10 protein-coding genes and 1 pseudogene are annotated in these 14,934 nt (G+C 38.1%); all 11 read left to right on the top strand.

What is annotated here, in order from left to right; genetic code table 11:
* Nucleotides 1-6 precede the first annotated feature (6 nt).
* The 11 genes and pseudogenes from mfd (at nt 7) to lysS (ending at nt 14,525) form a co-directional block, all read left to right on the top strand.
* Entirely contained in the window at nt 7-3,528 is a 3,522-nt protein-coding gene (mfd, locus tag RV17_RS08975) for a transcription-repair coupling factor (protein WP_071869032.1), read from the top strand.
* Nucleotides 3,529-3,543: 15 nt separating this feature from the next.
* Nucleotides 3,544-5,142, top strand: coding sequence for a putative polysaccharide biosynthesis protein (locus RV17_RS08980; protein ID WP_083571974.1), 1,599 nt, complete (start codon nt 3,544-3,546; stop codon nt 5,140-5,142).
* Between the two features lie 9 nt (nt 5,143-5,151).
* Nucleotides 5,152-5,418 carry an RNA-binding S4 domain-containing protein gene (locus RV17_RS08985; RefSeq protein WP_067484722.1) on the top strand — a complete coding sequence of 89 codons (267 nt, stop codon included), beginning with the start codon at nt 5,152-5,154 and terminating at the stop codon, nt 5,416-5,418.
* A 71-nt stretch (nt 5,419-5,489) separates the two neighbouring features.
* A complete protein-coding gene (locus tag RV17_RS08990; RefSeq protein ID WP_067484725.1) occupies nt 5,490-5,915 on the top strand; it encodes an FtsB family cell division protein in 426 nt (141 codons plus the stop codon).
* 44 nt (nt 5,916-5,959) lie between these two features.
* Nucleotides 5,960-6,442 (top strand): S1 domain-containing RNA-binding protein, encoded by a 483-nt coding sequence (locus RV17_RS08995; protein ID WP_067484728.1) that lies wholly within the window; start codon nt 5,960-5,962, stop codon nt 6,440-6,442.
* 153 nt (nt 6,443-6,595) lie between these two features.
* Nucleotides 6,596-8,004 (top strand): annotated as a pseudogene (tilS, locus tag RV17_RS09000) (tRNA lysidine(34) synthetase TilS).
* A complete protein-coding gene (hpt, locus tag RV17_RS09005; RefSeq protein ID WP_067484734.1) occupies nt 7,998-8,543 on the top strand; it encodes a hypoxanthine phosphoribosyltransferase in 546 nt (181 codons plus the stop codon). The pseudogene tilS and the gene hpt overlap by 7 nt, the downstream one beginning before the upstream one ends.
* A gap of 88 nt (nt 8,544-8,631) precedes the next feature.
* Nucleotides 8,632-10,791 carry an ATP-dependent zinc metalloprotease FtsH gene (ftsH, locus tag RV17_RS09010; RefSeq protein ID WP_071869034.1) on the top strand — a complete coding sequence of 720 codons (2,160 nt, stop codon included), beginning with the start codon at nt 8,632-8,634 and terminating at the stop codon, nt 10,789-10,791.
* A 234-nt stretch (nt 10,792-11,025) separates the two neighbouring features.
* Entirely contained in the window at nt 11,026-11,913 is an 888-nt protein-coding gene (hslO, locus tag RV17_RS09015) for an Hsp33 family molecular chaperone HslO (RefSeq protein ID WP_071869035.1), read from the top strand.
* The gene (dusB, locus tag RV17_RS09020; RefSeq protein WP_071869036.1) at nt 11,914-12,912 is read left to right on the top strand and encodes a tRNA dihydrouridine synthase DusB; all 999 of its coding nucleotides are present in this window, start codon (nt 11,914-11,916) and stop codon (nt 12,910-12,912) included. It begins immediately after the preceding gene.
* Between the two features lie 116 nt (nt 12,913-13,028).
* Nucleotides 13,029-14,525 carry a lysine--tRNA ligase gene (gene lysS / locus RV17_RS09025; protein ID WP_067484745.1) on the top strand — a complete coding sequence of 499 codons (1,497 nt, stop codon included), beginning with the start codon at nt 13,029-13,031 and terminating at the stop codon, nt 14,523-14,525.
* The last annotated feature ends 409 nt before the right edge of the window (nt 14,526-14,934 follow it).

The raw sequence follows: 14,934 nt of genomic DNA on the forward strand, positions 1-14,934 counted from the left end.
AGCGAAATGGATATTGTTCAATTAGTGGGTCAAGAACCTCAAGTAAAAGAATGGGTGGCTCAGTTAGAAGCAAATACGCCACGGCAATTGATTACTGGGCTAGCAGGATCTGCTAAAACATTACTGATCGCCCACGTTTTCAAAAAAACGAATAAAAATATAATCGTTTTGTTACCAAATTTATATTACGCAAATCAATTAGCGGAAGATTTGCAACACGTCGTTGATCAAGACAACATTCATCTATTTCCAGTAGATGAAGTCTTGTCTGCGGAAATGGCTTTTTCTTCGCCAGAAGCAAGAGCAGAGCGAGTAGCCACATTAAATGCATTGCAGGAAAAGCAAGCAGGAATTTATCTTTTGCCAGTTGCTGCATTACACAAAAGATTACCGAGTAAGAATGCTTGGGTTGATGCACAACTCAACTGGAAAATTGGCGATGAAATTGATGTAGAAAATCTACCGCTCCAATTAGTCCTGATGGGATATGAACGTCAAGAAATGGTTGCAAAACCCGGTGAGTTTAGTATTCGCGGAAGTATTGTTGACATTTATCCTTTAACGATGGAACATCCTGTACGGGTGGAGTTGTTTGATGTTGAAATTGATTCGATGCGTTACTTTGAAGCAGAAACACAACGTTCTATTGGACCAACGGAAGAGATTTGGATTTCGCCAACGTCAGAGCAAATCTACACAGGAACTGATCTGGAACATGGAATGAAAGAGTTAGAAAAATTACTTGAAAAAAGATTAGCAACGACTGCTGAAAAAGTCGATCAAGTATTTTTACAAGACTATTTCGGTCAAATTTTGTCAAACTGGCAAGCGGGAATACCAACGGAAGAGGCAAAGCTTTACGCTGATTTGCTGTATCCAACGTCAACCACGATTTTAGATTATTTTCACTCTGATAGCTTCTTGATGGTGGATGATTATCCAAGGATGATGGAAACAAATCGAGAAATTGAACGAGAAGCAGCTGAATGGCAGACACAAAAAATTAGTGAACTTCGTGTTTTTTCAGAACAGAGTTTTGTTACCGATGTTCATAAATTGATTCAAAAAGAACAGTTTTCGACAACCTTTTTTGCTTTGTTCCAAAAAGGAATGGGCAATTTGAAATTTCACGCCATTTATTCGTTTCAATATCGGACGATGCAGCAATTTTTTGGTCAAATGCCGTTGTTGAAAACGGAAATTGATCGTTGGCGCAAACAAAAGCAGACAGTCATGATTTATATTCCAACCAAGGAACGAATTCGTAAAGTAGAAGAATTATTACGCGATGACGATATTTTAGCCATTGAAACGGCAAATGATGAGCTAATCGTCGGACAAGTGCAATTAGTTGAAGGGGCACTACAAAATGGTTTTGAATTGCCACAAGAAAAAATCGTGGTCATCACCGAAAAAGAAATTTTCCAAAAGACAACGAAAAAACGAGCTCGTCGCCAAACGGTTACGAATGCAGAACGTTTAAAGAGTTATAACGAATTAAAAGTTGGCGATTATGTTGTTCATGCGAATCATGGGATCGGAAAATATATCGGGATGGAAACGCTTGAAGTCGATGGCGTTCATCAAGATTACATGACGATTTTATACCAAAATGACGACAAATTATTTATCCCTGTCACTCAGTTGAATTTGATTCAAAAATATGTTGCGTCTGAATCAAAAGCTCCACGAATCAATAAGCTGGGTGGTAGTGAGTGGACGAAAACCAAGCGGAAAGTATCTTCTAAAATCGAAGATATCGCGGATGATCTAATCAAATTATACGCAGCCAGAGAGTCCGAGATTGGCTATGCTTTTGGGCCAGATGATGGGTATCAAAAAGAATTTGAAGAAGCATTTCCTTATTCTGAAACAGATGACCAACTGCGTAGTTCTTCGGAAATCAAGCGTGATATGGAAAAAGAAAAACCAATGGATCGTCTGCTGGTAGGTGATGTAGGATATGGTAAAACGGAAGTTGCTTTGCGAGCTGCTTTTAAAGCTGTGAAGGAAAGCAAACAAGTGGCATTTTTAGTTCCCACGACCATTCTTGCACAACAACATTATGAAACGATGCTCGAACGTTTTGAAGGTTTTCCAATTAATATTGGCTTGCTGAGCCGTTTCCGAACGAAAAAGCAACAAAAAGAAACGATTGAACAATTGCGTACGGGACAAGTAGACATTGTTGTCGGAACGCATCGTATTTTATCAAAAGATATTGAATTTAGTGACTTAGGCTTATTGATTATTGATGAAGAACAACGATTTGGCGTGAAGCACAAAGAACGGTTGAAACAACTTAGGGCGCAAGTAGATGTATTGACATTAACAGCGACACCAATACCGAGAACGTTGCATATGTCGATGTTGGGTGTACGAGATTTATCGGTGATTGAAACACCGCCGGCAAATCGTTACCCAATTCAAACTTATGTTATGGAGAAGAATCCTGGAGCAATTCGAGAAGCGATTCATCGTGAAATGGGACGCGGCGGTCAAGTTTTTTATCTCTATAATCGAGTGGAAACCATTGAGCAAAAAGTTGAAGAAATCCAAGAGTTAGTTCCGGAAGCGAGAATTGGCTACGCTCATGGTCAAATGACGGAAGTTCAATTAGAAAATACGTTGTTTGATTTTGTTGAAGGACAATATGATGTGTTAGTCACGACCACAATTATTGAAACAGGCGTGGATATTCCAAATGCAAATACGCTATTTGTTGAAAATGCCGATTATATGGGTTTATCAACTCTTTATCAGCTACGTGGCCGAGTGGGGCGAAGCAATCGAGTGGCATATGCTTACTTCATGTATGAACCACAAAAGATTCTCAATGAAGTCAGTGAAAAACGATTGCAAGCAATCAAGGATTTTACAGAACTAGGATCAGGCTTTAAAATTGCGATGCGTGATTTGTCTATTCGTGGTGCTGGTAATCTATTAGGTGCGCAACAGCATGGCTTTATCGATGCAGTCGGTTTTGATATGTATTCACAAATGTTAAGTGAAGCTGTCGCTCGTAAACAAGGAAAAAATAATCAAGTTGAAAAAACAACTGTGGAGATCGACCTCGGTGTGGATGCTTACTTACCAGATACTTATGTTTCAGATCAACGTCAAAAAATTGAAATCTATAAGCGGATTCGGGAGCTGGAATCACAAGAAATGTTGGACGAGCTTGAAGATGATCTATTGGATCGTTTTGGTGAGTACCCTGAAGAAGTTGCTCATCTATTAACAGTTGGACAATTGAAAATGGATGGTGATCGTGCCTTATTAGAAACGATGCGTAAGCAACAAGAAACAGTAATTTTCACGCTAAGTAAGGTTGGTACGAAACGCTATTCTGTTGAACAATTGTTTGAGGCGTTAAGTGAAACAACGTTGAAAGCAGGTTTAGGTGTTGAAAAGGAAAAAATGGTTATCCGCTTAACCATTCCTAAAACAATGAGTGAAGCTGTTTGGTTATTAGAAATCCAACGTTTTGTTAAAGCATTGCGACAACAAAAATATTTGTCGGTATAGGAAGGAGCGATTCCCTTGGACCACAAAGAAATGCGTCAAGTGATGCAAGGAGCGGTGATTTTGACCGTAGCTTCTTTTATTGCTAAAGTTTTAAGCGCACTTTATCGAATTCCTCTTCAAAACTTAGTTGGTGATGAAGGATTTTATGTTTATCAACAAGTGTATCCGATTTATGGCATTGCGATGGCCTTGGCACTATCGGGGTTACCACAATTTATTTCAAAATATGTTGCAGAAAAAAAAGAACCATTAAAACAACGGGAAGCACTAAAAGAACTATATCCCTTAGTTTTTTGGACAGGGGTTTGTTTATGGTTAGGTGTCTGGTTATTTAGTGGCGTTTTAGCACAAATGATGGGTGATTATCAACTGAAACCTTTGATTGAAGTTGTTTCCTTCACCTTTTTATTGATGCCTGGTTTGTCTTTTTATCGAGGAAACTTTCAGGGGCATTTTTTGATGGAACCAACGGCTATCTCACAAGTTGTGGAACAAATTGTTCGCGTGTCGATTATCGTGTTCAGTGCATTTGCGTTTAAACAGTATAGTTGGGATGTTTACGAAACGGGAACTGCTGCAATGAGTGGTGCCGTAGTAGGTGGCTTATGCGCGTATCTTGTTCTTTATTATTATGAACAAAAAATTCATGGAGGGGCAATGCGCTTTCGAAGCTTCCCTATTTTCTCGCAACCAAGTAAGTGGCTGATACGTCGTTTCTTGGTTGAGGGTGGTTTAGTTTCGATTTACAGTGGATTATTGATTTTCTTTCAATTAATTGATTCATTTTTTGTAAAGAATGCGTTGCAAATCTATGGTTTGAGTGAACATGCGTCTAAAATAGCTAAAGGAGTCTACGATCGTGGCCAGCCATTAGTACAATTAGGGCTAGTTATTGCAACGGCATTGAGTGCCACTTTTTTACCGACGTTGACTAGATATTTAGCAGATGCTGTTTATGGACAATTTGTGAAGACTGCTAAGATGTATCTGCGGTTAACGACGGCACTAGCTTTGGCGGCTTCCGTCGGGTTAGCAATGTTACTACCTTATATCAACTATGCGTTGTTTAAAGACTACGCAGGAAATGCGACTTTAGTGCTGTTTGTGTTTGCAATTGTCTTAACCGCCGTGATCCAAGCTTACCAAAGTATTGCGCAAAGTAAGAATTCTTTTCGTCCATCCTTGAAAGGTGCTGGCTGGGGACTATTAGTAAAATTATTAACAACAGCATTGTTTACACAATGGTTTGGAACGATTGGGGCAAGTCTATCAACCTTACTTGGTTTAGTAGTGACTCTTTGGTATTTTATTCATATAGAAACAACTGAGGTGAATGCCTTTTGGAAAGAGCGGGCTTTTGGCAAAAAATTGTTACAAAGTTTAGCTTGGATGATTTTTGTTCTATTTATTTATTATGGAGTAATCCAAGTGATTGTTGGACCGGTCATGCATCGGTCGGGTGCATTACTCATTAGTCTTATCGGTGTCGCAATTGGCGGATTAACATTTGTCTTTGCGGTCATCTCGTTGAAAGTTTTTACCATTCGTGAGTGGTTGTTGTTGCCTTTTGGTAAAAAAATTCTACGATTCAATCAAAAATTCAAGAAAAAGTGAGGATATTTTATGCGATTAGATAAATTTATGAAAATTTCTCGAATTATCAAGCGACGTTCTGTAGCAAAAGAAGTGGCTGATAAAGGAAGAATTCAAGTAAATGGCAAGTTAGCAAAATCTTCAAGTGATGTAAAAGTTGGCGATGTCTTAAAAATCCAATTTGGGAACAAGACAATGGAAATCAAAGTCAATGAACTTCATGAGTCAACCAAAAAAGAAGATGCACAAAAAATGTACGAAATTATTTCAGAAACAAGAACAGAAAACGTAAATTAATAGATTAGACAAGCTTTATTGATATTGGTATAATAGAAAAGACAAGCCAAAACAGATTGGAGCGAAAGCAAGTGGCAAAAAAAAGCAATAAAATTGCTGCGTTAGATACAGATTACACAAAGAAAAAATACGCTGAGTTTCAAAAGCAACAACGTCAGCTCGTTTTTCGCAGACGTCGGTTAGCGGTCATCTTATTAGGCGCTTTGGTCATTTTTTCAATCATTGGTGTGCAGATTTTCCGAGATATGCAACGTCTAGATAAACTAGCTGAGCTAAAAGTCGAAGCTACCACGGAAATGAAAGAAGTCAAAGCAGACGTCTCGCAATTAAAATCAGATGTCTCGCTGCTGAAGGATGACGACTATGTCGCAAAGCTTGCCAGAAGCAAATTCTTTTATTCCAAAGAAGGCGAGCAAGTCTATCCAGTATTAGAATCTAATACAAGCAGTTCAACAGAAGAAACAAACCAATCAACGAGTTCTACAACTGCAAAATAAGCAGGAATATAAATTGGGTAATAAATAGGAGGAACATTTTTTTTATGTCAATCGAGGTAGGAGCAAAACTGCAAGGAAAAGTATCAGGTATTACAAATTTTGGTGCATTTATTGATTTAGGTTCTGGTAAAACAGGTTTAGTCCATATCAGTGAAGTATCGAACGGTTTTGTAAAAGATATTCATGATGTATTAAGTGTTGGCGATGAGGTGACAGTAAAAGTTACATCTGTTGGTGATGACGGAAAAATTGGATTATCCATTCGTAAAGCACAAGAACAACCAGAAAGCGCTGGTAAAGAAACAAGTCATAATGCAAAGAAATTTCAACATCAAAATAAGGAACCTCGAGAAAATCGTACTCGCTCAACACCTAAAAAATCTTTCTCTCGCAGTCAGCCTTCAAATACGAAAGAAGACTTCGATTCATTGATGAGTTCATTTTTGAAAGATAGTGATGATCGACTAACTTCATTAAAACGTAACACTGAAGGAAAACGTGGAGGTCGCGGCGGACGTCGTAGCTAATAAAGATGACGAATCATCCGAACGTTTTTCTTGCCATTCGTAGTTTAGGAGAACGTTTGTTGAACACATCATTATTCGTACCAAACAAAAATATAGCTGGGACAAAACATTGGCTTCGTTTTGTCTCGGCTTTTCTTTTTTGAGAGGAGGTAGATTATCGTGAAAGAACGGTTTAGTAGAGTAGGACAGCAAAAAAAATTTTGGTCGGAAACAACCAAAATTTTAGTTGCAGTTTCTGGTGGAGTAGATTCAATGGTTTTATTGGATTTATTGTTAGCTGCACAACAAAAAAATTTCTTTGCTTTGGGCGTTGTTCATATCAATCATCAGTTACGGGTAGAATCTGCTGAGGAAGAACATTATTTACAAACGTATACGGCAGCAAAGAACCTTCCATTTTATTCCATTACATGGGAACGGCCTGCTGAAACAGGAATTGAAACAGCTGCGCGTCAATTTCGTTATCAAACTTTTTCTCGAATCATGCACGAGGAAGGCTATGATACGTTGATGACTGCCCATCATGGAGATGACCAAATTGAAACGATTTTGATGAAAATTTTAAGAGGGGGACAATTGAGTAGCTTTGCTGGAATCAAAGAAATACAACCATTTGCAACAGGAAGGTTAATTCGTCCATTACTAAGTTATAGTAAGGAACAATTATATGAATATGCTAAAGAACGGCAGTTGATTTATTTTGAAGATGTAACAAATCAGAAATTAGATGTACAAAGAAATCGGCTGCGTCACTTAGTTATCCCACGATTAAAAGAAGAAAACTCGCAAACTTTAAGTCATTTCCAACGATTTTCAAAGCAAATTCAATGGGCGGATGAACTGATTCAAAAACAGATGAATGAAAAAGTAACTGAACTTCTCCAACCATTAGCCAATGGCTGGCAAATTTCTGTAGCGAAAATTTCCGAAATGGCTGAAAGTGAACGCTATTTTTTTCTTCATGCGCTTTTTGAACAGTTGTTTAACGAAACAACGGTCGCAGTAAAAGAGCAGCAAATTTTATTTCTAGTGAATCAATGGAAAAGTGATAAAAGCCAATGGCAGTTTGATTTAGGTAAAGGTTGGCTGTTTAAAAAAGAGTATACGAATGTCAGAATTGAACAGCTCCAACCAGTGCAAAGCTTCGTGCCACGGATGCTGCTTCCAAACCAGCCGATTTATTTAAGTGATTCACAATGGATTGGTTTGTTTTCAAGTGACAAGCTAGCTGTACCAGAAAATCTTGCTGATTGGTCGGAATTTAGACATGATTTGTGGCTCGAAGACGGTACGAAACTTCAGGTGGATCAACGACATCCGGGTGATCGGGTTCGTTTGACTGAAACGCTTACGAAGAAAGTTTCCCGTTACTTTATTGACAAAAAAATCCCTGATTCACACAGGGAACAAGCATGGTTGATTACAGATGAGCAAAGAAACGTGTATAGTGTTGTTCCTTTTACCTTTTCTTATTTGAGTATTGACAAAGAAACTGATAAAATACACTACATACTTCTTTACAAATATCAAAAGAAGCAACTGGAAGGAGAACCCAATGTTAGAAAAGGATATTGAGAAAGTTTTGATTTCAAAAGAAGAAATACAAGCTCGTTGTGAAGAACTGGGCAAAGAATTAACTGAAACTTATCGTGATAAAAATCCACTAGTAGTCGGCGTATTAAAAGGAGCTGTTCCTTTTATGGCAGACATCGTGCGTTCAATTGACACTTATTTAGAGTTAGATTTCATGGATGTTTCAAGTTACGGAAATGCTACTGTATCTTCTGGTGAAGTAAAAATCGTAAAAGACTTAGATACAAACGTTGAAGGTCGTGACTTGTTGATCGTTGAAGATATCATCGATAGTGGTCGAACACTTGCATACTTAGTTGATCTTTTTAAATATCGTAAAGCAAATTCCGTGAAAATTGTTACTTTATTAGATAAACGAGAAGGACGCGTAGTGGATATCGAAGCGGATTATGTTGGTTTTAACGTACCTAATGAATTTGTTGTAGGTTACGGTTTAGACTATGCAGAAGCTTATCGAAACCTTCCTTATGTTGGGGTCTTAAAACCTAGTGTTTATCAGTCAAATTAGTGCCTTTTCTGAAATGAGTTATGTTACAATGAAATGGTCAGGATTGATAAAAATTTCTAAATCAAATTAGTGTTTAAGGAGGGTAACTATGAACAAAAAGAATAACGGCATGATGAAAAATGCCTTATATTATGTCCTCGTAATTTTGGCGATGGTCATGGTGGTCTATTTTATTTTTGGTAACAATAGCCAGCAGTCGTCAGACATCGAGTACTCAAAATTTACTGAACAATTAGAGTCAGGGAAAATCAAAGAATTTAGTGTTCAACCTGCAAACGGTGTGTATAAAATCACTGGTGAATACAAGGAACAACAAACAGTTAGCAACAGTGGCGGTTTAGCGATCCTAGGTTCAACTGATGTATCAACAACACACTTCACAACTATCATTTTGCCAAACGACACAACGTTAAGTCAGGTAACAGACTTGGCAAGACAACATGATGTAGGAACAACAATTAAAGAAGAGTCAAGTAGCGGTATTTGGGTATCTCTACTATTAAGCTTCTTGCCAATTGTCATCATCATTTTCTTCTTCTATATGATGATGGGTCAACAAGGTGGTGGCGGTGGCGGCGGTGGCCGAGTGATGAACTTCGGTAAATCAAAAGCCAAAGAAGCCGACAAAAAAGCCAACCGTGTTCGTTTTTCTGACGTTGCTGGTGCAGAAGAAGAAAAACAAGAACTTGTTGAAGTTGTTGAGTTTTTGAAAGATCCTCGTCGATTTGTTGAATTAGGTGCAAGAATTCCAGCGGGTGTTCTTTTAGAAGGACCTCCAGGAACAGGTAAAACGTTATTAGCGAAAGCTGTTGCCGGTGAAGCTGGTGTACCTTTCTACTCCATTTCTGGTTCTGATTTCGTTGAAATGTTCGTCGGTGTTGGGGCAAGTCGTGTACGTGATTTGTTTGAAACAGCGAAGAAAAATGCACCAGCAATCATTTTCATTGACGAAATTGATGCTGTTGGTCGTCAACGTGGAGCTGGTATGGGTGGCGGACACGATGAACGTGAACAAACATTGAACCAATTATTGGTAGAAATGGATGGATTTGACGGAAATGAAGGCGTAATTGTGATTGCCGCAACGAACCGTTCAGATGTCTTAGATCCAGCGTTGTTACGTCCAGGCCGTTTTGACCGCCAAATTTTGGTTGGTCGTCCAGATGTCAAAGGTCGTGAAGCCATTTTACGTGTTCATGCTAAAAATAAACCTTTAGCAGACAACGTTGATTTAAAAGTGGTTGCACAACAAACACCAGGATTTGCTGGTGCAGACTTAGAAAATGTCTTAAACGAAGCTGCTTTGGTAGCCGCTCGTCGTAATAAAAAGAAAATTGATGCATCTGATATTGATGAAGCAGAAGATCGCGTTATTGCTGGTCCTGCTAAGAAAGATCGCGTAATTAATAAGAAAGAACGCGAAATGGTTGCTTATCATGAAGCTGGTCATACAATCGTTGGTTTAGTCTTAAGCCGCGCGCGTATCGTTCATAAAGTAACAATCATCCCTCGTGGCCGTGCGGGCGGATACATGATTGCTTTACCAAAAGAAGATCAGTTCTTGATGACAAAAGAAGATATGTTTGAACAAATCGTTGGCTTACTTGGTGGTCGTACAGCTGAAGAAATTATTTTTGGCGTTCAATCAACCGGTGCTTCAAATGACTTTGAACAAGCTACTTCATTAGCTAGAAGCATGGTTACTGAATATGGAATGAGTGATCGACTTGGTCCAGTTCAATACGAAGGAAACCATCAAGTCTTTGTTGGCCGTGATTATGGTCAAACAAAAGCTTACTCTGAACAAGTTGCATTTGAAATTGACCAAGAAGTTCGCAAGATTTTGATGGATGCTCATCAAAAAGCGCATGAAATTATCGAAGCACACCGTGAACAACATAAGTTGATTGCAGAAAAACTTCTTGAGTTTGAAACACTAGATGCAAAAGCAATTAAATCATTGTTCGAACGTGGCGTGATGCCAGAAGGAACAGAGTCTGCTGATTATCCAAGTGAGAAAGAAGCACAAACGTTTGAAGAAGCAAAACGTGCTTTAGAAGAAAAAGATGCGGAGAAACAAGCAGAAGAAAAACAAGATTTTGAAGAAACAAAACAAGAACTAAAAGACGAAGCTGAAGAAGTAAAATTGGCCAGTGAAGAAACTGGTTCAGAAGTTGCTGAAGAAGAAAAAGACAAAGACACAGAGTCTGATTACGACAAAAACAACTTTGAAGATCGTTATAAATAGTAAAATGTTTTGAAGCTGGGACAATTAATTGTCCCAGCTTTTTTCTTTGGATTCACTCAATTTAGTTTTTCTATTGAGTAGTTTGAACTAGAAATTTGTACACAAACAAAATTGATTTCTTTTTTGTTCAGTTTTATTTATTATTAAGCTCTGATTTCAAAAGTTGAAAAAAATGAAAGTTGCTAGTATGATTCACTAGGAGCTGAAAAATCAAAAAAAGGGGTACATACAATAATGGAAGATTATTTAGTTAAAGCACTAGCACATGATGGTTTTGTTCGTGCTTATGCAGTACAAGCAACAAATACAGTGGCAGAAGCACAACGTCGCCACGATACATGGCATACATCGTCGGCAGCGTTAGGCCGTACACTAGTCGGTAGTTTATTATTAGGAGCGACACTAAAAGGTGAAGATAAATTAACGGTTCGCATTCAAGGCGACGGTCCAGCTGTTGGAATCGTTGTTGACGCAAATGGTAAAGGCGATGTAAAGGGATATATTAAAAATCCACATTTGAGTTTGCCGTTGAATGCTGAAGGGAAAATTGATGTTCGTGGTGCAGTAGGTACACAAGGAATGTTCACTGTAACTAAGGATTTGGGATTAAAAGAACCTTTTTCTGGACAGACACCCATCGTTTCGGGGGAAATTGCGGAAGACTTTACTTACTACTTAGCTATTTCTGAGCAAATTCCATCAGCAGTTGGCCTAAGTGTCCTAGTAAATACAGATGACAGCATCAAAACAGCTGGTGGATTTATGATCCAAATTATGCCAGGTGCAGATGAAGAAACAATTTCAAAAATTGAAGACCAATTGAAAACAACACCAAGAATATCAACATTGCTTGATGAAGGTCACACACCTGAAGAAATTTTGAAGGGATTATTAGGAACAGAAGAGTTAAATATCTTAGAAAAAATGCCTGTTCAATTTGCTTGTGACTGCTCAAAAGAAAAATTTGCAGAAGCTATCATTGCACTGGGCACAGAAGAAATTCAAGCAATGATTGATGAAGACCATGGTGCAGAAGCAGTTTGTTCATTTTGTAATAATAAGTACGAGTATTCTGAACAAGAATTATTAGCGCTGAAAGAAGAAGCAGTAGGAGGAATTTAGTTGAAACATCAATGGAAAATTGGAAACGTTGAAATTCCGAATCGCGTAGTTGTTGCGCCAATGGCTGGAATTAGTAACTCTGCTTTTCGAGTAACAGTTAAAGAATTTGGTGCAGGACTAGTCGTTTGTGAGATGATTAGCGATCAAGGTATTCATTTTCGAAACAAAAAAACGTTAGAAATGCTTCATATTGAAGAGGCAGAACATCCACTAAGTGTCCAAATTTTTGGTGGAAATAAAGATAGCTTGGTTGAGGCTGCACAATTTGTACAAGAAAACACGACAGCAGATATTATTGATATCAATATGGGGTGTCCTGTAAACAAAGTTATTAAGGCGGAAGCGGGAGCAAAATGGTTACTTGATCCCGATAAGGTTTATGAAATGGTTCATGCTGTATCTTCTGCTGTAGACATTCCCGTCACGGTTAAGATGCGAATTGGTTGGGATGATCAACACATTTTTGCCGTGCAAAACGCGTTAGCAGCAGAGTCGGCTGGAGCAGGAGCAATTGCTATGCATGGTCGTACTAGAGTGCAGATGTATGAGGGCGAAGCTGATTGGGAAATTTTGAAAGAAGTGAAACAGCATTTAACGATTCCTTTTATGGGGAACGGAGATGTCAAAACACCCGAAGATGCGAAACGTATGTTGGAGTATGTCGGAGCAGATGGTGTGATGATTGGGCGAGCAGCATTAGGCAACCCTTGGATGATTCACCGTACGCAACATTATTTAGAAACAGGTGAACTAATCCCTGAACCGACGCCGGCTGAAAAAATTGCGACAGCAAAACTTCATTTGCAACGTTTAACTGACTTAAAAGGGGAACAAGTAGCCTGTCGCGAATTTCGAACACATGCTTCCTACTATTTAAAAGGGATTTCTCGCGCAGCTAAAGTAAAAGTAGCAATCAACCATTCTGAAAACCAACAGGAAATCAATGATTTGCTTGAAGCTTTTTTAGAAAAAACGGAAAAAGTTGCTATAAAACATTAAACAGATTTCTAAGATTTTTGTGAATTTCAAGCCGAAAATTTAAGTTCGGCTTGCTTTTTTTGTGTTTCATTGGCATTATTAGAACTGAGAACAACTAGGAGAATGGAGGAACTTTTGTGACTGAGGAACAACAACATCAAGTAGAAGATTTAAATGATCAAATGCTTGTTCGCCGCCAAAAGATGGAAGAACTAAGAGAAACTGGAATCGATCCGTTCGGTAAGCGATTTGAACGTACACATAACTCAGAAGAGTTGCATGAATTATTTAATTCAAGAACAAAAGAAGAATTAGCTGAGATGGGTTTGACTGCTAGTGTAGCTGGACGAATGATGACTCGCCGCGGAAAAGGAAAAGCGGGCTTCGCGCATCTTCAAGATCGTGAAGGACAAATCCAAATTTATGTACGTAAAGATCAAGTAGGTGATGATGCCTATGAGATTTTCAAACATGCTGACTTAGGAGATTTCTTCGGAGTTACGGGTCAAATCATGAAAACTGATACAGGTGAAGTAACAATCAAAGCAACAGAATTTACAATTCTTTCAAAAGCTTTGCGTCCATTACCTGATAAATATCATGGGTTAACAAATATTGAACAACGTTACCGTCAACGCTATTTAGATTTGATTAGTAATCGCGAAAGCTTTGATCGTTTTATGAAACGTAGTCAAATCATTAGCGAAATTCGTCGTTATCTGGATGGAAATGGCTACATTGAAGTAGAAACACCTGTTTTACACAATGAAGCTGGTGGAGCAGCTGCTCGTCCATTTACTACACACCACAATGCTCTAGATATTGATTTATATTTACGTATTGCACTAGAGTTACACTTAAAACGTTTAATTGTTGGCGGAATGGAAAAAGTTTATGAAATTGGTCGAGTTTTCCGTAATGAGGGAATTGATACAACGCATAACCCTGAGTTCACAATGCTAGAAGCTTATACTGCTTATACGGATTATCGCGATGTAATGAATTTAACTGAGGGAATTATTCGTAACGCAGCAGAAAAAGTTTTAGGAACAGCGCGCATTACCTATGATGGTCAAGCAGTTGACCTTGAGAGTGATTTCAAACGTGTTCATATGGTCGATGCAATTAAAGAACAAACTGGTGTTGATTTCTGGAAAGAGATGACGTTAGATGAAGCTCTTGCAATTGCTAAAGAACATAACGTGGAAGTAACAGATGCAATGGGTGTGGGACATGTAATTAATGAATTCTTTGAAGAATTTGTTGAAGAAACATTAACACAACCAACTTTTGTTTATGGACATCCAGTGGAAGTTTCACCATTAGCGAAGAAAAATCCTGAAGATCCACGTTTTACTGATCGCTTTGAATTGTTTATTATTGGTAGAGAATTTGCAAATGCCTTCACTGAGTTGAATGATCCAATTGATCAAAGAGAACGTTTTGAAGCGCAAGAAAAAGAGCGTGAGCTGGGTAATGATGAAGCACACGGTGTAGATGAAGACTTCTTGGAAGCTTTAGAATATGGCATGCCACCAACTGGCGGATTAGGAATCGGAATTGACCGTTTAGTAATGTTACTTACAGATGCACAGTCAATTCGTGACGTTTTGTTGTTCCCAACAATGCGTTAAACAATAGAGTGTATGGTATAGAAGAAAGCTATCTGGCTAAACAGATAGCTTCTTTTTTTACTAGAAAATCAAAAAGGGATTTAATAAATTCTTTCTGCTTTTTCGAAATAACATCTTAAATATTCGCCTTAAAAACGAACAAAAAATATATTTTGAATAACAATGATCGGACAAGTGAAAAAAAGTAGAAAAAAGAAAAAAATTCATTGACCTGCCTTGTTTTAGTTGGTATATTATTATTTGTTCGCAAGGCGGACAACTGCTGAAAGTTGAAAATTCTTTCAGAAAACAAATTTCAAAAAGTTGTTGACGTGTGAGTAATCACATGATAAGATAACTGAGTCGTTTAAAAAGGACAGCTTATGAAGCTTGATTTCGTCAAGAAAAACTTCAAAAAAGTTCTTGACAA

It is taken from the genome of Enterococcus thailandicus, from assembly GCF_001886265.1.
Classification (GTDB): Bacteria; Bacillota; Bacilli; order Lactobacillales; family Enterococcaceae; genus Enterococcus_B; species Enterococcus_B thailandicus.